This window comes from Pseudomonas neustonica (assembly GCF_003797945.1).
In the GTDB taxonomy this organism is placed as follows: domain Bacteria; phylum Pseudomonadota; class Gammaproteobacteria; order Pseudomonadales; family Pseudomonadaceae; genus Halopseudomonas; species Halopseudomonas neustonica.
The window spans coordinates 15,631-37,495 of record NZ_RKKU01000031.1; the positions used below are offsets into that span (position 1 = coordinate 15,631).

Consider the following 21,865-nt stretch of genomic DNA (forward strand, 5'->3'; position numbering starts at 1 on the left):
TGCCACGACGTTACGCCGCGATAATAGGTATCAACGAGGGCCGGACGGGGCTATCGGGCAGCGGGGGCAAGCCATGTAAGGCTCTGGCGCGCTGGCAACCGGGGCTGTCTTCACCGTTTTCGCCGTGATAAGGAAAGTCACGGCAAGGACTGGAGCGTTTTTCGTAAATACTGCAACGTACGCCCTCACCCACAGTGCCAAGTAGCGCAACGCAGCGCGGCTTGGGCTGATTAGTGCCTTGCATACAGGCGCGGTAAGGGGAGATCTGTTCGGTAAGCTGGGTGGGTACGTCACCGCCGGGCGCACTATCAGTCTCGCCCCAGTAAAAAGAAACCCTGAAAGTGGCGCAGCAGGCACCGCAATTCAGACAGGGCGATTGTTCACTCATTTCATCGCAATCCTCATTTTGCTTGGGTGCTGCTCTTTTACACCTAGTACGGGCACTTCCACAATGAAGTTATGCGTGTACTGCAAAGTATTTTATTACCTAGCGTACCGGGGCCGCCTGCTCTCTCATTCATGACCTGCGGGGGTTTCTGCTCGGCGGCTTTACAGGCTAGTATCAAGTCTTTGATCAACCTATGGAATTTCCAATGGCGCAGAGCAATATTATCGCGGGTATGGACCTGAACCGACTGGATCGTATCGCCGAGCACCTGGATCGGGCGTACCTTCATCCAGGCAAGCTAGCAGGCACCATGACCCTGGTCGCCCGCCGTGGCGAGGTAGTCTACTGCCAGGCTCAGGGGCTGCGTGATGTGGAGCGTCAGTTACCAGTAGAACGCGATACGCTGTTTCGTATCTATTCGATGACCAAGCCGATTACCTCTATTGCCTTGATGCAGCTCTACGAACAGGGCCGTTTTCTACTGGATGAGCCAGTTCACAAGTACATTCCGACCTGGAAAAACCTGCGCGTATATAAAACCGGCAGTCATCCGCAAATGCTGACTACGGCACCGCAGCGTCCGATGACCATTCGTGACCTGTTAACCCACCAGTCCGGCCTTACCTACGGCTTCATGAATCGTACCAATGTGGACGCGGCCTACCGCAGCCTCAAGCTGGATGGCGGCCCGGGGCACACGCTCGATCGCTTGATCGACGAGCTGGCTCGATTGCCTCTGGAGTTTTCACCCGGCACGGCCTGGAATTACTCCGTCGCAACCGACGTGTGTGGCTATCTGGTGCAATTGCTCTCCGGTATGAGTCTGGACGATTATTTCAGCAAGCACATTTTTCAGCCGCTGGGCATGCCAGACACCTTCTTTACCGTGCCAGCAGAAAAACTGAGTCGCTTTGCCGCCTGTTATGAGTATCAACCGGGTGACAGCTTCAGCCTGCAGGATGATCCGCAAGGCTCAGCCTTTGCCAAGGCGCATGGCTATCTGTCTGGCGGCGGCGGCCTGGTCTCGTGTGTCGACGACTACTACCGCTTTGCTCAGGCCCTGGCCAACGGCGGCGAACTCGATGGCGCGCGTATTATCGGCCGCAAGACTCTGGAATTCATGCGCATGAACCATCTCCCCGATAACAAGGGCTTGCCCGACGTCGCCATTGGCTCCTTTAGCGAGACTCCCTACGACGGCACCGGTTTTGGCTTGGGTTTTTCGGTCAAGCTCGACGTTGCCAAATCCCAGACCGTCGGTTCAGTGGGCGAATACGGTTGGGGTGGCATGGCGAGCACCAACTTCTTCATCGATCCAGAAGAAGACCTGTTGATGGTGTTTATGACGCAGCTGATTCCTTCTTCTACCTATGCGGTGCGGCAGGAGTTACGGGCGATCATTAATGGGGCGTTGGTGGATTGAGTTTTTGATTGCGGCATGAATATATGCCGAATGTCGTAGGGCGGAACACGCCGTGGCGGGTGGCTTCAGCCGCCCACCCTGCGGCTAGGATGCAGTGGTTCGGCATTTTCTTCCCAGGCTTCGAGCCTGCGGTGGTTAGCTCACTTTCGTTTTCGCCACTAGGCGAGTCAAGGGGGCATGCTTGCCCATGCCCCCTTGACAATCCCCCAGGGCACCCAGCTGCGCGGCCCTTCGGGTTCGCTGCGTTGCTCGAGCTGCCGGGGACGCGCGCAAACTCGGCGCTACGCACCTCAGACACCGCACGCGCCTTTTTCCCGGCAGCTCTGCACTACTCGCCCGCTCAGATGGGACATTCTAGTCCGTGCAATCGGCTGATTTGTGGTTTTCAAACTTAGACCAAATCACGAGACCTGAAAATCACGCCTTTCTCCGGCCGTTCATCCCCAACCAAGCTGTCGAGTAACGCAGGGGCCGAGCGATAAAGCGTCGCGACTTGTCTGAGCGAAGCGAGTTTTCGTGCGGCCGGCTAGGTGCGGCCGGCTAGGCGACGCCGCTCAACACCGAGTAACGCAGAGAAGCCGAAGGCCAGCAAGGCGAAAAGCGAGCAATTCCGAAGCATAAAAATCTTATATAACAGCGCATTAGCCGAGATTTTTCATCAAAGACAATACAGCATATGTAACTCATGTATTTGAATGGCGAGCCACCCAAAAGAAGGACTCGATAGAGCACCAGCAACACAATCTTCATCCAACTGTCATGAGTTACCTCTATGGTTAAATCACACCTTGGCCGGCCCCATCATGACCGACGCACTACACCAAATCCAACGCCACCTGCCTGAGCACACCCAGCTTGAGCGGCTACTGCATCAAGCAGCACGCCATATTCGGGTGACCACCCCGCTACACGTCCCCATCGGCGATATCAGTATCCCGGTAAGGGTGATTGAGCTGGGCAGCCGCTCAGCCAACGCACCAGTAATAGGTTTTTTTGGTGGTGTGCATGGCGTCGAGCGCATAGGTACGCAGGTGCTGATTTCCTGGCTGCACAGCCTGGTGCACCGTCTTGACTGGGATGATCAGCTACGCGAGCAGCTGGAGCGTGTGCGGCTGCTGTTTATGCCCATGATCAACCCTGGTGGCATCTGGCATCACAGGCGCAGCAATCTTAATGGCGTGGACCTGATGCGTAATGCGCCCGTTGAAGCCATGGGGCCAGCACCGTGGCTGGTTAGCGGGCACCGCGTTAGTAAACGCTTGCCCTGGTATCGCGGCAAACTGGGTGCACCTATGGAGGCCGAGTCTGCCGCCGTATTGCGGGTAGTTAAGGAGCGCATGCACCAATCGCCCTTCGCTATCAGCGTAGATTGCCACAGCGGCTTTGGCCGCCGTGACCGACTCTGGTGCGGCTATGCACGCAGCCACAAACCCATCGCCAATATCGCTGAAGTGCTAAGTCTAAAACGGCTGTTCGAGCAGACATACCCCAATCACCATCCTTACATCATCGAGCCGCAGTCGATCAATTACACTACCCACGGTGACCTCTGGGATCACCTTTACGACAGCTCTCTGGATAGCCATCCCGAGAACCTGTTCATCCCTTTCACATTAGAGATGGGATCCTGGCTCTGGGTACGCAAGAACCCTCGCCAGATGTTTGACTACTTCGGCTATTTCAATCCGGTCATCGACCACCGCAAGCAACGGGTGCTACGCCAGCATCTCCCGTTGTTCGAGTTCCTGACCCATGCCACGCGCTGCTGGCGAAACTGGGCGCCCCGTCCAGAACAACGTGAAGAGCTTACGCGACAGGCTATTGAGCAGTGGTTTGTTGATAAAAACTAGCCTGTAATGCCCGTCCTTAAGCTGTAACACAGTCTTGCCATCATCCTTAGCATTCTTCTCAACCATGGACCGTCTCAATTCGAGGTCAGCAAAGGAGTAATAGCATGGCTGGTTTTACTCGGCGGGATTTTTTACGCGCATCGGGATTGGCGCTCGGTGGGATCGTTGTCTCTACCGGCTTACAGGGATGTTTGAGCAGCGGCTCTTCATCATCACCGTCAGCAGAGAACCGGAGTCTCGCGTTCGAGCATGGAGTAGCCAGTGGTGATCCGCTGGCTGACCGTATCATGGTCTGGACCCGGGTGACCCCAAAAGACGCAAACGCTGCGAACGTTGAGGTCAGCTGGGAAGTAGCCAGCGACGCTGCTTTCACCCAACTCCTGCATAGCGGGAGTGCCAGTACCGGGCCGGAACGCGACTATACGCTCAAGGTAGACGTACAGAACCTGCTACCCGGCGAGACCTATTTCTATCGATTCAAGGCGGGCAATACCGTATCGGCAACCGGCAAAATGAAAACGCTGCCAAGTGCGGGCGTTCAACAGGTTCGCTTTGCCGTGATGTCCTGCGCTAATTTCCCGGCCGGCTACTTTCACGCTTATGCCGAAGCGGCTCGTGAATCAGAGCTGGATGCGGTGCTGCATCTGGGTGATTACATCTATGAATACGGTACCGGCGGTTACGCCACGGAGGATGCCGCAGCGCTAGGTCGCAGCCTGTCCAGCGACAACAACACTGAACTGCTGAACCTGAGCGATTACCGCAAACGCTATGCCTTGTATAGAACCGATACCGACCTGCAGTCCTTGCACGCCGCAGCGCCCTTTATCGCCGTATGGGATGACCATGAAGTCGCCAACGATACCTGGAAGGACGGCGCCGAGAACCACAACGAGGGCGAAGGCGATTTCACCGAACGTAAACTGGCGGCGCTGCAAGCCTATTTTGAGTGGTTACCCGTTCGTCCTGCCAGCGCAGACGATGAACTGACCATTTATCGCAGCTTCGACTTCGGCGACCTCGTCAGCCTGCATATGCTCGATACCCGCATCATTGGTCGTGATGAGCAGCTTGATTACGCCGACTACACCAGCCAAAGCGGCTTTGATGCGGTTGGGTTTACCGCGGATGTAAGCTCCAGCAGTCGCAGTCTGCTCGGCCAGACGCAAATGAACTGGCTGCAAACCCAGCTGGCAGTTTCAACCGCTACATGGCAAGTGCTGGGGCAACAGGTATTGATGGGCCGCATGCTATTACCGGCCGAAATGCTGACAGCACTGTCGAACCCTGCCGCGGCAGACCTGGGTACGCTCCTTGGTGAACTGGTGCAGCTTAAAATACGTGTCCAGCAAAAAGACCCCTCCCTCACCAGCGAAGAGATCGCGCGAATCACCACAGTCATCCCCTACAACCTTGACGCCTGGGATGGGTATGTCTATGAGCGCGAGGTGATATTCGGATTGGCCCGCAGTCTCGACAAAAACCTGGTTGTGCTGGCAGGCGATACGCACAATGCGTGGGCCAACAACCTGAAAACCCAAGACGGTGAAGCTGTGGGTGTCGAGTTTGCCACCGCCGGTATTACCTCACCTGGTTTGGAAAGCTACCTTGGGTTACCCGCTGAAGCCATGCCGCAGGCAGAACAAGCGATCACGTTGCTGGTCGATGAACTCAAGTACCTTAACGCCAACCAGCGCGGTTACTTGCTGGTGACCTTTACGCCGGACGAGGCAACGGCTGACTGGCGCTATGTCAGCACCGTAAAGGCGCGCGACTATACAGTGGATGCTGCGCGCGGGCTGACCCTGAGCACCTTGCCCGGCAGCGCGAACCGTACTCTGATTGAAGATATGGTAATCGGCTAATCCGGCCCGTTTTATTAGTTAATTCAACACCGTAAGGGCTACATTTACAGTGCCACTTAACACCCCGTATGCATTTAGGGTATAACGGCGCTATGAAGATCCCTAAGCGTTTGCAACCTCTGGTAGAAGACGGCCTCATCGATGAGGTCATACGTCCCTTGATGAGCGGCAAGGAAGCCGCCGTCTTTGTCGTGCGCTGCGGAAATGAGATCCGCTGCGCCAAAGTCTATAAGGAAGCAACCAAGCGTAGTTTCAAACAGGCAGTGCTCTATCAGGAAGGCCGCAAGGTGCGCAACTCCAGACGTGCACGTGCGATGGAGAAAGGCTCCAAGTTTGGCCGTGACCAGCAGGAGTCTGCTTGGCAGAACGCCGAAGTGGACGCGCTTTACCGCCTCGCTGCTATCGGCGCCCGGGTGCCGACACCTTACGGCTGCTTCGACGGCGTCCTGCTGATGGAGCTGGTAACCGATGACGAAGGAAACGTTGCGCCGCGCCTTAATGATGTCTCCATGTCCGCAGAACAGGCCCTTGAAGACCATGCCGTGGTTATGGAGTATGTAAAGCTGATGTTATGCGCCGGCCTGGTCCACGGCGACTTGTCGGAGTTTAACGTGCTAGTCGATGCCTACGGCCCGGTAATCATCGACCTGCCTCAGGCGGTGGATGCCGCTGCCAACAACAACGCCCGCAAGATGCTTGATCGTGATGTGCGCAATATGACCGAATATTACGCGCAATATGCGCCCGAACTGCTGGAAACGCGTTACGCAGCAGAAATGTGGTCACTCTATGAAGAAGGCAAGCTTACCCCTGAGAGCGAGCTGACGGGCCATTTTGCTGACCCTGAGGGCGAAGCGGATGTAGACAGTGTGGTGGCCGAGATTCGAGCGGTACTGGAGGAAGAAGCAGCTCGACAGGAGCGCTTGCGAGACGCAGAAGACGAAGAGTAATCGTTTTAGCAATCTGCACGCCTGAGGCGGGCAGTTAAGGACAGGTCAGGTTAAATATCCACCTTGCCCCTTAGCTGCTTGGACTGCCCTCTCTTCACCTTACTGTCTACTCGGCGTACCTGGGAGCCGCGGGTCGGACGCGTTGGGCGACGCTTTTTCTGCACCACGACAGCGCCATTGATCAGTTCGCGCAGACGCTCCACGGCATCGTCACGATTCAGTTCCTGCGTGCGAAACTGCTGTGCCTTGATAACGATTACACCATCCTTGGTGATGCGCTGATCAGAGAGACGTAACAGGCGCTCTTTATAAAACGGCGGCAAGCTGGAACGACGGATATCAAACCGCAGATGAATAGCACTGGCGACCTTGTTCACGTTCTGGCCACCCGCCCCCTGCGAGCGGACGGCAGTGATCTCTACCTCCCAATCTCCCAGTTGTACTTCGTTGGACAGAACTATCATGCGACCGCCTCCAGAGCAGTAAAAACAAGGCTCCGCAGAGTGCCGAGCTGACTTATAGGATACCCACAAGCTGTGCTGCGGGCAAAAGGCGGCCCTATCAGTGGTTCTGCTGTAAAAAATTAACTATCCAGTCCAGCATCAATCCGCCATTCACATCAGCACTCAGGGAAGCCTTTCCTGCGCGATAGCGCGCGGCAGGTAACGCATCACGGCGCGAATCCATGAGCTCATGCGAGAAGGCTTTGCAAAACTCCGGATGCCCCTGCACGCTCATGAAGTGCTCGCCGTACTGCAGTAGATAATAGGGGCAGAAATCACTACGCCCAAGAATCTCGGCCTGTGGCGGCAGGCGCACGACCTGGTCCTGGTGGCTGACAATAAGGTCCAGGCTGTCGCGCGCTGGCTGCATCCAGGGTTTGTTAACCAACACATCGTTGAATGACAAGCCGATACCCCAGCCCTTGGGTGATTTGTGCACTTCACCGCCTAGCGCCTTGGCCATCAGTTGGTGACCAAAGCAGATACCGACAAGGGGTTTGCCCGCCTCCCAGAGCTTAACCACAAAGGCCTCCAGCTCAGCGATCCAGGGTAAACCGTCATTCACGCCAAACTTGCTGCCGGTACTCAGGTAAACGTCGCACTCATCAACACTGGAAGGCAGGACACCGTCCAGTACACGGTATACCTGGTAGTCCATGCCGGGCAGCCGCTGGCGCAACAGGGTTTCAAACATCTCCGGGTAGTTCCCCTGCTGTGCCTGCAACGCCTCACTGACATCATCACACTGCAATAAACCCAGTTTCATAGTCACCTGCTTATCAATAACTCAGCACATCATAAGGCCCAAAGTAGCCGTTCAAATGCATAAACTAGTCGAGCACCCGGTCCTCAGGTAGCTCCTTGGCACCGTCAAGCTGAGCCGCGCTTTCGGCAAATACCAATGCCGTTTCGCTGTCACCTGCGTCAGCGGCCTCTGCGGCTTGTGCTGCGAGTTCAGCGGCCTCGGCTATTGCCGGTGCTTGTAGCAAATAGTTCACCGATTGCTCTAGACGGTCAGCACCCGCGCTGTTGTCACGCTGGCGCTCAACCTGGGCACGCGCTTGCAACAGCGTAACGCTGCGTTTTATACGCAAATTCGGTGCCAGACGCGCATCGCCGACAATTTCCTCCACGCTCTGCGAGACCTCAGGCGCGTTTTGAGCGCTGGCCAGGTTTGGTAGTAGTAACAAACCCGAGAGCAATAAGGTTATTCCGATCCTATGCATCATTCCTCCTCAGGCGCGACAGCCTGTCAATGTATACAGGGCAGCAGTGCTAGTCACAACCGGGTACACCTTCGCGGATGCGCCTGGAAAACTCGGCGCAATCCCCTGCTTCGCGCGCGCGGTCGGTTATCCGCCCACGCTCTCGTAACTCTGCCAGCGAGTAACCAGGCTGCAGGCCGCCAAGGCCGTAAATGTATTCATCGAGATAGCCGCTGAGCAACAACCGATAATCCAGTGGCAACTGGGGATGTATGCGCCGCGCCAGAGCAAAGACTATCGTCGTACAGTTCGCTTTGAGCGTGTGGTAAAACCGGGGTTTTGCTGCCAGTTGATTGGCTGCAGCTACAAACCCCAGCAGTAGCTCGCAGCCTTCATCGGGGCCAATGCGCGTGCGATACAGAAAGGCGTCCTCATCTCTGCAATTGGTGCGAACAAGCACTATATCGCGCTCCTCACTCGCCACAATATTGAGTTCAAAGTGTTTGAAAAAACCACCTAAAATCGAAAAGGACTCGTTACGTAGTCGACGAATTTCAACAGAAAATGTCAGATAGCGGTCATTGCCAAAACCAAACGATACCAGCACATGCGCAATGGGCCTCAGTCCCCAAAAAGAGGTAATCATATCCACCGTTTGCAGATCGGATAGATCGTACTCACGGCTCACCCAGTTCTGCTGGTAAATATCGTTTGTGGACCAATTGAAGGATCGCACGCGCTGCAAGGCAAGCCGGTCGCTATCTACGACTCCCGTCGTGGTATAGGCCATATCATCAGCCCAGTCGCCCTGCCCTTTAGGTAAAACACCAAACCACCAGATGAGCACGGGCGCCAGCCCGGAGCACAGCCATAGTGCAGCCGGCAGGTAATGCGCCCGGAACAGATACATTACCGCCGTGCCCCAAATGAGCACCCAAAGGCCTATTGGTACATAACGCAGCACAGCCCCATGTGGACGATGGAACCATAACGCCAGCAGCACCCAGACATTTACCAGTAGCGCAATGATCAACGCCAGACTCAGAAGCATTTCACACCCAAGGCCCTCTATATCGGCGGCCAGCCGCTTTATTGGCGCAGTCTACCTGAGTGCGGTTTTTACCGCACCAGAGCTCTGACAGGTACCGGGCCTCCGCCATCACCAATCGCCTAGGCTTACCACAATCTTAATTAGCTCGAAAGATCGTCAAATTGGGCATCTCTTCTATACTTTCATGCAAATGCAGTAGTCAAAAACATACCAGGACGTAGTCAAAGTCATAAGGACGTTAATATGCACTTTCTGCACAGGTCGCCCAAAAGCATACTTTATTACTTTCTGCTGATCTGGCTTCCTCTGGCGTTAGTCGCCGCATTGGTGGTTGCACTGCTGGCCAATAGTCAAATAAAGGCGAGTACTGTTATCGCCGGCGCTGGGCAAAGAGCTCAGGTTGAGCGAGCGGTTTCTTTGCTGCAAAGCAGCATTGATATTATCCGGGGCGATGCGCTTTATCTCGCAAATCACGTTGAATTTCAGCACAGCGAAGCCTTCGGTTTGACACAGTCGGATCAACGCGCAAGAAGCTTCGCCGACTTTCTCCGGTTTCACGCAAAATACGAGCAAATAAGGTTCATTGATACCCAGGGCCAGGAGCAGGTCAGAGTTGAACGGCAAACAGACGGGCTGGTTATAACGCCAAAAGAGTTATTGCAGGACAAAAGCAACCGCTACTACTTTCAAATAGGCATGCAGCAGCCACAGAGATCTGTCTATTTTTCGCCTTTCGACCTCAATGTAGAGAACGAACAAATACAGCAACCGCTGAACCCGACCATTCGCGTTGCCACACCCATCTTTGACAAGCAGCGTAATCACAAAACGGGCTTGTTGGTCATTAACTACCGGGGGGCAGAGATACTTGAGGCGCTCGCTGAGATGGACAACAAAAACGGAGCTCAGCTATGGCTGGTTAATCAAAATGGCTATTGGCTCAAAGGTCCCTCCCCCGAACATGAGTGGGGGTTTATGCTGCCCGCGCGCAGCGCCCATAGCCTCCCCGTAGAGCACATCAAACTGTGGAGCAAAATCATCAATGCGCCTGAGCTTGGCGAGCTGACCATTAACAATGATCATTACAGCTTTACTCCCGTCGAGCTTTCCAATGCCACCATCAAAGAGTCAGAGCAAACATTGGGTAAGTTGTACCTGGTTTCATACCTTGCGGGTGAGCAAGTTAAGCAGGCGGTTGCGCCCCTGAAAAAAAAGGTTCTGGGCTGCAGGCGCGGTGGTTGTGTTTATCCTGGCCGTCTTGGCATTCTTGCTATCACGCTCGATGGTGCAGCGTTCCCAGGCCGAAGCCGAACTGCAGGCTAGCGAAGCCAAGTTCCGCGCCATGATTGAAGCTGCGCCAGATGCCATCATTATTACGGATGATGCCGGTACTATCGTTCTGATTAACGATCAGGCCATCAAGCTGTTTGAGTACGCGAAGCATGAGTTATTAGGGGAGAAAGTGGAAACGCTTCTGCCTGCAACGCTTAGAAACAAACACCAGAAGCATCGCCAGCTTTATGCCGAAGCACCTAAAGCACGGCTTATGGGCGTAGGGCTCGATCTCAAGGCGTTGCGCAAGGATAAAAGCGAGTTCCCGGTTGAGATCAGCCTGAGCCCTATACAAACCGACTCGGGGAAGCTGACTTTCTGTGCAATCAGAGATGTAACCGAGCGCCGTGAACTAACGCGCAAAATAGAGAAGCTGAACCAGGGGCTTGCTTCGAGAAATAACGATCTGCAACTAGTCAATAAAGAGCTGGAAGCATTCAGCTACTCTGTATCTCATGACCTTCGCGCCCCTTTGCGAGCGATCGACGGTTTCAGCAACATACTGTTAAGCAGTTTGTCTGAAAAACTGGATGAGCAAGAAGCGAACTACTTTAATCGAATTCGCGCTGCCGCAAACAAAATGAGCACATTGATAGACGATCTTCTGATGCTCGCGCGCGTCACCCAGGCTGATGTCAGCCTGACTGAGGTCAATCTGAGTGAGGTAGCCGAAAAAGTCGTACAGAACCTGCGAGAAGCCGAGCCGGAGCGCAACGTGCAAGTTTACGTGCAAAAGAACCTGTGGGTTGACGCTGACCCTGTGCTATTACAAGTGACCATCGAGAATCTGATCAGCAATGCCTGGAAATTTACCGCCAAAGTAGGCGAAGCCCATATCAACATAGAGAGAGAGACACGCGACGGTGGGGAGGTTGTCGCTATCCGCGACAACGGCGCAGGTTTTGACATGGGATATGCCGACAAGCTCTTTACGCCCTTTCAACGCCTGCACAGTGCCAGTGATTTTCCAGGTACCGGTATCGGCTTGGCCACCATTGCTCGCATCATGGCAAAACTGAACGGTCGTGTGTGGGCGGAAGCAGAACCCGGAAAAGGTGCGAGCTTCTATCTGAAGTTCAACTCGGTCAGGAATACCCTATGAGAAACCAATCTATACTTTTGGTAGAAGACAATCCGGATGACGTAGCATTGATGCTACATGCGTTGAAAAGCAACAACATGTCTAATGACATCGTTATTGCTGAAGATGGTCAGCAGGCGCTCACCAAGCTATTTGGTAACGTTGAGAACCCCATTAACCCTGCACTGATTTTACTTGATCTTAATTTACCTATTATCAGAGGACTTGAAGTACTAAAAAAAGTCCGTGATAACGAAAAAACGCGATTAACTCCAGTCGTAGTAATGACTTCCTCGTTAGAACTGAGTGATCGGTACAGTTCCTATAGATGCGGCGCCAATAGCTATATTCGCAAGCCTGTAGACTTTGACGAGTTCGTAAAAGTCATCCACGAGCTAAGCCGTTACTGGTTGCAAATAAATTGTCCCGCTTTGGACGCTTAAACAGGAGGTAGTCATGCTGCAGTCACACGCCGCCCATCAATGGCACATCCTGATGCTGGAGGATAACGAAGATGACGCGCTACTCGTTATCCATCACCTGGAAACACAGGGCTGGTCGATCAAGTGGCAACGTGTCGAGACCCAAAGTTCGCTTGAGCAAGCACTGTCTGAGTTTAACTGGGATGTAGTGCTCTCCGACTACAGCATGCCGCTCTTTGATGGCGCAGCCGCGCTAAAAACAGTGCGCAAACACAGCGAAGACCTCCCGTTCGTTTATGTGTCCGGCACCCTGGGTGAAAAAGCGGCAGTCGAAGCGATTAAAGCGGGCGCACAAGACTATATCGTCAAAAATGACCTGCAACGGCTGGCTCCGGTCATTCAACGTGCCGTTGCAGAGCGTGCGGCGCAAAAGCAACATCGGCTATCCAGTGAACTGCTGCGCAAGCTCTCGCAAGCAGTAGATCAGACTGAAGACAGCATTTTTATCACCAACAGCGATGGCCGTATCGAGTATGTCAATCCGGCATTCGAGCAAATGACGGGGTACAGCGCTGCCAGCATAACGGGACTGTCGCCGGATGTATTGAAAGCCACCGAGCAGGAGCCGGACGCTTATACAGACCTGTGGTCAACCCTCAAGCAACACCGTACCTATCGTGGCACGCTGATTAACCGCAAACGATCTGGTGAATTATTTTACGAGGAAAAGGTAATAACGCCTCTGGTTGATGCCGATGGGAAAATTACGCACTTTGTATCAACTGGCCGCGATGTTAGCGAGCGGGTTAAAGCAGATGAAGAAAGGACGCGCCTCAACGCCATTCTGGAGGCGACCACAGATGTAGTGGCTATCAGTGACCGGGATGGCAAGCTTCTGTATCTGAATCGCTCCGGTCAGGAGTTGCTCGGCGACGTCTCCTACCAGACACCCTATCGTCAGCAAGCACCGACCAGCCATGGTATGCGAATAGCTGAAGAACTTATTCTCAGCGCACTGAAACAAGCAGAAAAACACGGCATATTCGAACGCGAATCCATGCTGACCGATGCCAAGGGTAATGAAATTTACCTCTCCGAGGTGGTGATCGCACATCGTGACAAAACGGGGCAAACGGCCTATTTCTCGAGTATTGGGCGCAATATAAGCGAGCGCAAACAGTTTGAAGCGGAGTTACAACATCAGGCCACCCACGATGAGTTAACCGGACTTGCCAACCGGGTGCTGCTGGCCGAACAGCTACAAACCGAGATCCAGCGCGCTCAAGAGCATGGCTCAAAGATGGCGGTGCTGTTTCTCGATATGGATAATTTCAAGCGGGTTAACGATAGCCTCGGACACAGCCTAGGTGATCAATTATTACAACAAGTCAGTGTGCGCATGGCTCGCTACCTACGTCCTAACTACCTATTGGCGCGCTACGGTGGCGATGAATTTGTCATTGTCGCCATTGACCTCACGGCACCACAAGCAATCGTCGGTGTACTAGACAAGCTCAAGCGTGCCTTCGAGCAACCGGTACGCGTTAATCAGCGGGATATCTTCGTCAGTTTCACGACCGGCGTATCAATCTATCCAGACGATGGCAGCAGCGTTGAGGCCTTGCTACGCAACGCCGACTCAGCCATGTACCAGGCAAAAGCGGCTGGTGGCCGCTCGTTTCAGTTCTATGCTCCGGAGATGAATGAGCGCCAGCAGGAGCTTCTGGTGCTGGAGTCGGAATTGCACTGGGCCCTTGAACGCAATCAGTTCGTTTTACACTACCAACCGCAGGCAGACACGCGCACTGGCAAGGTTATTGGAACAGAGGCGCTACTACGCTGGAACCACCCTACCCGTGGCCTGGTTCAACCAGATAACTTCATACCGTTATTGGAAGAAACCGGACTTATCGTCAAAGTTGGCCTTTGGGTACTCAGGCAGGCTTGCCTGGATACCATGGCGATGCAGGTGATCGGACAGCATCCAGTGCGGGTATCCGTCAACCTATCGGCACGCCAGTTTGCCGAAGGCGATCTGGCCAGCAAAGTGGCAGACGTGCTGAAAGAGATTGGCTTCCCCCCCGAGCAATTGGAGCTCGAAATAACCGAGCAAATGCTTATTCAGGATCTGGACACCTCTGCCAGCACCTTGTATGCCCTGCAGCAACTCGGTATCAGAGTCGCCATCGACGATTATGGTACTGGCTACTGCTCGCTTGCTTACCTTAAACGTTTCCCATTACACACATTGAAGATTGACCGTAGCTTCGTCAGTGCGCTACCTGACAACGCCAGTGACGCTGCTATTGTCGAGGCCACAATACTACTGGCGCACAAACTAGGGCTGCAGGTCGTCGCCGAGGGCGTAGAACAATCAGCGCAACTGCATTTCTTGCGTGATCAGGGCTGCGACATGGTGCAGGGTTACTATCTCAGCAAACCCCGGCCAGTAGCGGAATTACAGCAAATGATGGAGTTGAATCTCAACGACTACCTGTAGGCCTTGAATCAAAGTATCGAAGAGCTTTCTTGTTATACCGGGCTTGCAACCCGCTTTTTGTAGACGGACAATACTGTACGCACAACCAGTATGTGACCGTATGCCGATACCTCAAGCTGCCGATTTCTATTATCTGAAAAACTTCCAAACCGTATTGGACTGGGTTTCAGGACGTTATTCTGACCTGCTGTCTACGCAGGAGGTCTCTTTCGTTGAACAGTTCCGCACCCTGCCCCAGTCCGCTCAAGCGCTGCTGGTGCGTATGGTCATGCGCAAGGGCTCGCATTTTCGCTTGAGTAAACTGGCGTACGACGAGATAGGCTGCACAGAAACGGCGGCACAGCCACTGCTTGATCTAGGCTGGTTATCCACCGAAAACCCGCTCAGTGCGGCAGAGCTGGCTAAACTGCTGCTCAAACACGAATTGCTTGGCGTGCTGACAGAGAGCGACAGCGGGTCCAAGCTCAGCAAGGCTGCGCTGACCGAGCAACTTGAGCAACAACAAAGTCTGGCGATGGCCTGGCAACAATGGCCTCAGATTCCAGCTGACACGCTGTACAGCCTCACTTTGGGCGAACTGTTTGATCGCTTCCGGCTGCTATTCTTTGGCAACCTAGCGCAAAGCTGGTCCGAGTTTGTATTGGCCGATCTTGGCGTGTTTCGTTATGAGCAGGTCAGGTTTTCAGCGCAGTCACGCGGCTTTCATAGTCGCCGTGACATTGACGACTACCTTCATCTGCGGCGCTGTCGTGAAGCCTTTGCCGATGGCGCCAGCGTCGCCGATACGCTGGCGCAGCTAGGTCAGTTCCAAAGCCAAAACCCTTGGATCGAGCAGCGCCATCAGCGCTTGCTGTTTCAGCTCAGCCAACAGCTCGAGCGTGACGGCGCATTGGATGAAGCGCTGCTTTTGTATCAACAATGCCGCTACACAGGTGCTCGTCAACGGCAAATCCGTATTTTGGAAAAGACCCAACAATATGACGCCGCCTACAAGCTTGCGGTACAGGCGGATGCCAGTCCTGAAAACGAGGCCGAGCGCCAACTGGTGGAGCGTGCGCTCAGGCGCTTGGAGCGTAAATTGAAGCACGCATCCAGCAAAGAAAAAAAAGACATAGCCACTCCCGAACAGCGGCTGCAGCTCCCCAGACAACCTGACACAGGCGTTGAGCAGGCCGTCGCGATGCACTTTGCGGAACATGACGCGCCAGTGTATTACGTCGAAAATACCCTCATTTGCAGCCTGTTTGGCCTGCTTTGCTGGGATGCCGTGTTTACTCCGCTGCCGGGTGCCTTTTTCCACCCATTCCATAGCGCACCCGCTGACCTGCACAGCAGCGACTTTTATTCACGCCGGCGGGATCTGTTCGACCACTGTCTGGCGCGACTGGAAAGCGAAGAGTACCTGGACTGCATACGTGCCGTATTTCAGCAAAAACAGGGTATCCAGTCGCCCTTCGTGGTCTGGTCCATGCTTAGTGACGAGCTGCTTGAGCAGGCACTGACGTGCATACCCGCTGCCCACCTCAAGCACTGGTTTGAGCGCTTACTGGGTGATATCAAGGCGAACCGCGCGGGCATGCCCGACCTGATTCAGTTCTGGCCGGCAGAACAGCGCTACCGCATGATAGAAGTGAAAGGCCCCGGAGATAGGCTGCAGGATAATCAGCGCCGCTGGCTGGCCTTTTGTGCACAGCATGCGATGCCGGTGGAGGTCTGTTACGTGCAATGGAGTGAGCAGGAGCGCGAACCATGACCTACCGCGTAGCAGTGCGAGCGCTCTGCGAATTCACCGCCAAGGAAGGCGATCTCGACCTGCGCTTTACCCCTGCACCCACGGCACAGGAAGGCATCGCCGGTCATCAAACCGTCGTCGGCCGTCGCGGTCCCGACTATATCAGCGAGCTGGTGTTGGCCGGCAGTTATCCCGGGCTGCTGGTCGCCGGACGCGCAGACGGGTTTGATCCAAGCCAAAACCTGTTGGAAGAAATAAAGACCCACCGGGGCGATGTCAGCCGTATTCCGGACAACCACCGCAGTCTGCACTGGGCCCAGGTGAAGATTTACGGCTGGCTGCTGTGTGTCGAGCTGGAGTTGGCAGAGCTGGATCTGGCCGTGGTGTATTTCAACGTCATGACCCAACAGGAAACGCCTTACCGCGAGACCTTCAAGGCTGACGACCTGCGCCGCTTCTTTGCGCTGCAATGCGATCGTTTTATCGCCTGGGCCAGACAGGAAACCGAGCACCGCGCCGAGCGCGACCTGTGCCTGCAAGAGTTGCGCTTTCCGCATGCGGGTTTTCGTACCGGGCAGCGCCAGCTGGCCAAAGCGGTTTACCGCGCCGCGCGCGATGGTGAGACCATCATGGCCCAGGCCACCACCGGTATTGGTAAAACCCTGGGCACGCTGTTCCCGCAGCTCAAGGCTTTCCCTGAGCAGCAGTTGGATCGACTGTTCTTTCTCACCGCCAAAACACCGGGCCGGCAGCTGGCACTTGAGGCGCTATCAACCCTGCGTAGCCAGCAACTAGATATGCCATTGCGTGTGCTCGAACATACTGCCCGCGACAAAGCCTGCGAGCATCCAGACAAAGCCTGCCATGGCGACTCCTGCCCACTGGCGCAAGGCTTTTATGATCGTTTGCCAGCCGCGCGTGCAGCGGCCGTAGAGGCGAAGTGGCTGGACCAACCCAGCGTACGGCGAATCGCACTGGAGCATCAGGTCTGTCCTTATTATCTGAGCCAGGAATTGTGCCGCTGGAGCGATGTAGTGGTTGGCGACTACAACTATTACTTCGACATGACCGCCCTACTTCATGGCCTGACCGTACTTAACGATTGGCGTATTACGCTACTGGTAGACGAGGCGCATAACCTGATTGACCGCGCGCGCGGCATGTATACCGCCGAGCTTGATCAGCAGGTGTTCAATGTATTGCGGCGCAACGCGCCAAAGTCTCTGAAAACCGTGCTCGACCGGGTTGCGCGCCACTGGAATACCTTGCATCAGGACCAGGTGGACGACTATCAGATCTACCCGACTATTGCTGACCTGTTCATCGCCAGCCTGCAAAAAGCAGTCAGCGCCATCACCGACCACCTGACCGATCAGCCCACAGGCAACGACGCCGCCTTGCTGCGGTTTTATCTGGACGCCATGTTGTTCTGCCGTCTGGCGGAGGCCTATGGGCCGCATTCGTTGTTTGATATTACCCGGCATGAAGAATTTGCCGGACGCAAGACGCTGTCAACCCTGTGCCTGCGCAACATAGTACCCGCGCCCTTTCTCAAGCAGCGCTTTCTCACCGCGCACAGCACAACCCTGTTTTCCGCCACCTTGAGCCCGGCACAGTATTACTCCGACCTGCTCGGATTGCCGGAAGAGGCAGAATGGATCAACGTGGAGTCGCCCTTCAAGGCTGAGCAATTGAGCGTCTCGGTGATCCGCAACCTGTCCACCCGTTATCAGCATCGCAGCGCCAGCCTGCGCCCGATCTGTCAATTGATAGCCGATCAGTTTGCGCGCAAGCCCGGCAACTATCTGGCATTTTTCAGCAGCTACGCCTATCTACAGCAAGCGCTGGATCAATTCACTGCGGATTACCCAAACATCCCGACCTGGGCCCAGTCGCGCAGCATGAATGAAGCCGAGCGCCATGGCTTTCTTGCTCGCTTTGCCGAGCACAGCAACGGGGTAGGTTTTGCCGTGCTGGGCGGTGCCTTTGGTGAAGGTATTGATTTACCCGGCAAGCGCCTTATCGGCGCTTTCATTGCCACTCTGGGGCTGCCACAGATAAATCCGGTCAACGAGGAAATGAAGGAACGGATGCAGGCGATGTTTGCTGACAGCGGCGGCAACGGCTATGACTACGCCTACCTTTATCCTGGCTTGCAGAAAGTAGTGCAGGCAGCGGGACGAGTGATTCGTAGCACTGATGACAGCGGTGTGGTTTATCTGCTGGACGACCGCTTTGGACAACGCGCGGTGCGTGAGCTACTCCCCAACTGGTGGGACGTCGGCAGCGAGTTGGTTTGAGTAGCCTGCAAAAAGATAGCGGTTGAAACATGTGAGCCTTGGCGTACTCAGTTACCCAAGTACGCCAGGCATAAGTCAGTTACCGCGATAGGTAGAAAACCCGTAAGGACTCAACAGTAGTGGTATGTGGTAATGCTCTACCGAAGCATCCACAGCAAAAATCACCGGCACCTCGGGGAAAAAGGTCTTGGCTTCATGCTGTGCAAACCAGTCGCCGGTTTTGAAGGTAACCTTGTAGGTACCATCCTGCAGCGTCTGGCCCTGCGGGAAAAGTTCAGTAATGCGGCCCTGCTCATTGGTGACGCCCTCGCTCAAGGGCTGCCAGCTTTGGCCTTGCAGACGCTCAAGCGTGACGTGCACGTCAGATGACGGCAAACCATCTTCAAGGTTAAGGACGTGCACGCTGAGCGGGTTACCCGCTGCCATAGCGAGGGTTGTGCAACTGGCAAGTAAAATACCACCGGCGATGCGACTAATAGCGTTCATACAGATTCTCCTGGAGCTCAGTTGGTTTTGATCAGCTTATCGATGGCGCTTTGCGCACATCCTTCATCCGTGCTGGCACCGCCAGCACCGGCTACCCCAAGCGCGCCAACAACCTGCCCGTCGATGGCAACAGGTAAACCACCGCCAAGCAGTAGCAGCTCATCCAGGGTGTTTAGATTGGCTGCATCGGGATTATTGCGTGCACGCTCGGCCAAAAGTCCGGTTGCCGTTTTGGTTGAGAGTGCGGTAAATGCCTTGCGTTGTGCCGCTAGCGTATTGTGTGGGCCGACGTTATCGTCGCGTTGCAGCGCCATCAGGTTGCCGCCGCGATCAACCACGGCTACCACCGCAGTGCGTTGCTGTGCATGACAGGCGCTGAGAGTTGCATCAGCCAACTGGTTGGCCAGGGTCAGCGTCAGATCTGGACGTTCGGCAATGCCGGACACCTCAGCCTGAACAGCCGTCGCGCCCAGGCTGCCGAGCAGTGCCAATGCGATTGTCAGTTTGTGCGCCATACGGTTATCTCCTTGGTTTGCGTAAACACCAGGCAATAGTGCAATCGACACAACTACCGCAGCATTGCCGCTGCATTACGCTTTTGTAATGGGCAGGCCGCGCCTTTACCTCTAACCTGAAGGCCTGAGAAGGAGACACCGATGCGCATACTGGTAGTTGAAGACGAACGCAAAGCAGCCGAATACTTGCAGAAGGGACTGAGTGAGTCCGGCTATCAGGTCGAGGTGGCGCTCGACGGGCTGGATGCGCGGCACCTGATTGAAGAGGAGCGCTTCGACCTGGTCATTCTTGATGTCATGCTGCCCGGCATCGATGGCTGGCAGTTGATCAAGCTGATCCGCCGCCATGGCGACACGCCGGTACTTTTCCTGACGGCGCGCGATAGCGTTGAAGATCGGGTAAAAGGCCTGGAACTGGGCGCCGATGATTATCTGGTCAAGCCCTTCTCCTATGCTGAGCTGTTGGCGCGGGTGCGGAGTCTACTGCGGCGCTCACCCTTGCGTGAGGTAGAGCATTATCGACTTGAGGATCTGGAGGTAGACCTGTTGCGCCGACACGTCAGCCGCAACGGTCAACGCATCACGCTCACCAACAAGGAGTTTGCGCTGCTGCAGCTGTTGATCAGTCATCCGGGTGAAGTCATGTCACGTAGCCGCATCGCCTCGGTGGTCTGGAATATCAACTTCGAAAGTGACACCAATGTGGTGGATGTCGCTATTCGCCGTTTGCGGGCCAAGCTGGATGATCCCTTCCAGCTGAAACTGGTACATACCGTGCGCGGCATGGGCTATAAACTGGATAGCGTCGCATGAAGCAATTCAAGCGTTCACTCAGCATGCGCTTGGCGCTGGCCTTCGCGCTGATCAGCATGCTGTCGCTCGGCATCATTGGTGTGTATTTGTACCGCTCCCTGCAGCAGGAGATCGCCTGGCGCGACGATCAGGCACTACTCGGCCGACTTGAACGCATGCAGTTGCTGCTCAAGAACACCCCTGACATTCAGGCGCTACTGGAAAGACCGGAACTCTATGCCAATATGCTGGGTAATACTCAGCACTTTCTCTGGGTATTGGATACTCAAGGCAAGCCTCTGCTGAGCATCAACCCGGCCGCCCTGCCCTTGCCAGAACTGCAGGCCTCATCCCAGCCGACCTTCCATCAAGACCCAGCAGTACCCTACCGCCTGGTGGCACAGCGGATCAGCCTCCACGACAAACAACTGGTATTGATTGCCGGACACCTGCTCACCGAGCGCCAGAATATGCTCGCGTCCTATCGCAACACCCTGATCATCGCCCTCAGCCTGGGTGGTTTGGTGACGTTTCTACTGGGTAGTTTCATCAGCCAGCGTGGCCTGCGCCCGCTCCGGCAGTTGGCCGCACAGGCAGGCGCCATCGACAGCGGGCAACTGCACCGCAGACTGCATGCAGACAGCGATTATCTGGAGCTAAGCTTGCTGGAGACCAGCCTTAACCAGACCCTGGCCCGGCTGGATGAGGGCTACCAGCAGTTGGCACGATTCTCAGCTGACCTCGCGCATGAAATGCGTACACCACTGAACAACCTCATGGGCCAAACACAACAGGTGCTGAGCCGCTCGCGTACCACGGCGGATTACGAGCAGTTGCTGGAGTCAAATCTGGAGGAGTTCGAGCGCCTGGCGCGGATGATCGACAGTCTGTTATTCCTGGCCCGTAGTGAGCAGCCGGAACGCTCGCTAGCGCTCCAGCCGACTGACCTTAACAAGCTGGTTGAAGACTTGTGTGAGTACTTCGAGGGCATGGCGCAGGAGCGTGATCTGCAGCTGGTCAATCAATGCAGCGGCACCCTGAGCGCCGAACCGGATATGCTCACCCGCGCCCTAGCCAACCTGATTGCCAACGCTATTCGCCATGCCGACCCCGGCAGTCAGATCATGATCGCCAGCGCAGAGCAGGATAATCAGCACATCGTTAGCGTACGTAACCAGGGTGCACAGATTAAACCGCCGCATCTGTCCAGGCTGTTTGAGCGGTTCTATCGGGCCGATCCATCAAGAAGTCAGCCAGGCCACAGTGGTGGGTTGGGATTGGCTATAGTACAGGCCATCATGCGCCTGCATAGCGGCAGCGCGCAGGTCTTCAACGAAGAGCAGGGAGTGCGCTTCGAACTGCGCTTTCCTCAAACTCTGCAGATGACAGATATGTAATCTGCAGGTCATGCTGGCATCAGTGCTGCTCCCTTACTCTGTACAGGTCAAACGGCGACACCAGTCGCCATTC

19 protein-coding genes are annotated in these 21,865 nt (G+C 55.1%); 12 read left to right on the plus strand and 7 right to left on the minus strand.

The genetic code is table 11. From position 1 onward, the window contains the following. Positions 1 to 10: 10 nt before the first annotated feature. Positions 11 to 388, minus strand: a complete 378-nt coding sequence (locus EF096_RS17585; RefSeq protein WP_123891094.1) for a YkgJ family cysteine cluster protein — start codon at positions 386 to 388, stop codon at positions 11 to 13. A 205-nt stretch (positions 389 to 593) separates the two neighbouring features. Between EF096_RS17585 and EF096_RS17590 the strand changes: the two genes are divergently transcribed. From EF096_RS17590 to EF096_RS17605, 4 genes are all read left to right on the plus strand, one after another. Further along, positions 594 to 1,811 (plus strand): serine hydrolase domain-containing protein, encoded by a 1,218-nt coding sequence (locus tag EF096_RS17590; protein ID WP_123891095.1) that lies wholly within the window; start codon positions 594 to 596, stop codon positions 1,809 to 1,811. Between the two features lie 803 nt (positions 1,812 to 2,614). Then, the gene (locus EF096_RS17595) at positions 2,615 to 3,661 is read left to right on the plus strand and encodes a DUF2817 domain-containing protein (RefSeq protein WP_123891096.1); all 1,047 of its coding nucleotides are present in this window, start codon (positions 2,615 to 2,617) and stop codon (positions 3,659 to 3,661) included. Positions 3,662 to 3,765: 104 nt separating this feature from the next. Continuing rightward, positions 3,766 to 5,526 (plus strand): alkaline phosphatase D family protein, encoded by a 1,761-nt coding sequence (locus EF096_RS17600; protein ID WP_123891097.1) that lies wholly within the window; start codon positions 3,766 to 3,768, stop codon positions 5,524 to 5,526. 92 nt (positions 5,527 to 5,618) lie between these two features. Then, positions 5,619 to 6,476: a PA4780 family RIO1-like protein kinase gene (locus EF096_RS17605; protein ID WP_123891098.1), complete on the plus strand. Its 858-nt coding sequence runs from the start codon at positions 5,619 to 5,621 to the stop codon at positions 6,474 to 6,476. A 50-nt stretch (positions 6,477 to 6,526) separates the two neighbouring features. On the opposite strand, the gene arfB is transcribed toward EF096_RS17605, so the two are convergent. The 4 genes from arfB to EF096_RS17625 all read right to left on the minus strand — a co-directional run bounded on the left by arfB (position 6,527) and on the right by EF096_RS17625 (position 9,235). Then, complete coding sequence (gene arfB / locus EF096_RS17610) at positions 6,527 to 6,940, minus strand: alternative ribosome rescue aminoacyl-tRNA hydrolase ArfB (RefSeq protein WP_123891099.1); 414 nt, start codon at positions 6,938 to 6,940, stop codon at positions 6,527 to 6,529. A 97-nt stretch (positions 6,941 to 7,037) separates the two neighbouring features. Then, positions 7,038 to 7,745, minus strand: a complete 708-nt coding sequence (locus tag EF096_RS17615) for a glutamine amidotransferase-related protein (RefSeq protein ID WP_123891100.1) — start codon at positions 7,743 to 7,745, stop codon at positions 7,038 to 7,040. 64 nt (positions 7,746 to 7,809) lie between these two features. Further along, entirely contained in the window at positions 7,810 to 8,205 is a 396-nt protein-coding gene (locus EF096_RS17620; RefSeq protein WP_123891101.1) for a hypothetical protein, read from the minus strand. A 49-nt stretch (positions 8,206 to 8,254) separates the two neighbouring features. Then, entirely contained in the window at positions 8,255 to 9,235 is a 981-nt protein-coding gene (locus EF096_RS17625) for an Lnb N-terminal periplasmic domain-containing protein (RefSeq protein WP_123891102.1), read from the minus strand. 243 nt (positions 9,236 to 9,478) lie between these two features. On the opposite strand from EF096_RS17625, the gene EF096_RS17630 reads away from it, so the two are divergent. The 6 genes from EF096_RS17630 to EF096_RS17655 all read left to right on the plus strand — a co-directional run bounded on the left by EF096_RS17630 (position 9,479) and on the right by EF096_RS17655 (position 18,602). Further along, a complete protein-coding gene (locus EF096_RS17630) occupies positions 9,479 to 10,558 on the plus strand; it encodes a cache domain-containing protein (RefSeq protein ID WP_123891103.1) in 1,080 nt (359 codons plus the stop codon). Next, complete coding sequence (locus tag EF096_RS17635; protein ID WP_124014365.1) at positions 10,518 to 11,669, plus strand: sensor histidine kinase; 1,152 nt, start codon at positions 10,518 to 10,520, stop codon at positions 11,667 to 11,669. The genes EF096_RS17630 and EF096_RS17635 overlap by 41 nt, the downstream gene beginning before the upstream one ends. Then, on the plus strand, positions 11,666 to 12,091 hold the full coding sequence (locus EF096_RS17640) for a response regulator (protein ID WP_123891105.1): 426 nt from the start codon (positions 11,666 to 11,668) through the stop codon (positions 12,089 to 12,091). Before EF096_RS17635 ends, EF096_RS17640 begins: the two co-directional genes overlap by 4 nt. Before the next feature lie 13 nt (positions 12,092 to 12,104). Next, the gene (locus tag EF096_RS17645) at positions 12,105 to 14,570 is read left to right on the plus strand and encodes an EAL domain-containing protein (RefSeq protein ID WP_123891106.1); all 2,466 of its coding nucleotides are present in this window, start codon (positions 12,105 to 12,107) and stop codon (positions 14,568 to 14,570) included. A gap of 100 nt (positions 14,571 to 14,670) precedes the next feature. Next, on the plus strand, positions 14,671 to 16,323 hold the full coding sequence (locus EF096_RS17650; protein ID WP_123891107.1) for a VRR-NUC domain-containing protein: 1,653 nt from the start codon (positions 14,671 to 14,673) through the stop codon (positions 16,321 to 16,323). Beyond that, positions 16,320 to 18,602: an ATP-dependent DNA helicase gene (locus EF096_RS17655; RefSeq protein WP_123891108.1), complete on the plus strand. Its 2,283-nt coding sequence runs from the start codon at positions 16,320 to 16,322 to the stop codon at positions 18,600 to 18,602. Before EF096_RS17650 ends, EF096_RS17655 begins: the two co-directional genes overlap by 4 nt. 75 nt (positions 18,603 to 18,677) lie before the next feature. Here EF096_RS17655 and uraH read toward each other — a convergent pair whose 3' ends face one another. Continuing rightward, positions 18,678 to 19,088, minus strand: coding sequence for a hydroxyisourate hydrolase (gene uraH, locus EF096_RS17660; RefSeq protein ID WP_123891109.1), 411 nt, complete (start codon positions 19,086 to 19,088; stop codon positions 18,678 to 18,680). A gap of 17 nt (positions 19,089 to 19,105) precedes the next feature. Continuing rightward, positions 19,106 to 19,603 (minus strand): GlcG/HbpS family heme-binding protein, encoded by a 498-nt coding sequence (locus tag EF096_RS17665; protein ID WP_123891110.1) that lies wholly within the window; start codon positions 19,601 to 19,603, stop codon positions 19,106 to 19,108. Between the two features lie 141 nt (positions 19,604 to 19,744). Here EF096_RS17665 and EF096_RS17670 point away from each other — a divergent pair, with 141 nt between their 5' ends. Beyond that, the gene (locus EF096_RS17670; protein WP_123891111.1) at positions 19,745 to 20,416 is read left to right on the plus strand and encodes a heavy metal response regulator transcription factor; all 672 of its coding nucleotides are present in this window, start codon (positions 19,745 to 19,747) and stop codon (positions 20,414 to 20,416) included. Continuing rightward, the gene (locus EF096_RS17675) at positions 20,413 to 21,792 is read left to right on the plus strand and encodes a heavy metal sensor histidine kinase (RefSeq protein WP_123891112.1); all 1,380 of its coding nucleotides are present in this window, start codon (positions 20,413 to 20,415) and stop codon (positions 21,790 to 21,792) included. Before EF096_RS17670 ends, EF096_RS17675 begins: the two co-directional genes overlap by 4 nt. Positions 21,793 to 21,865 lie beyond the last annotated feature (73 nt).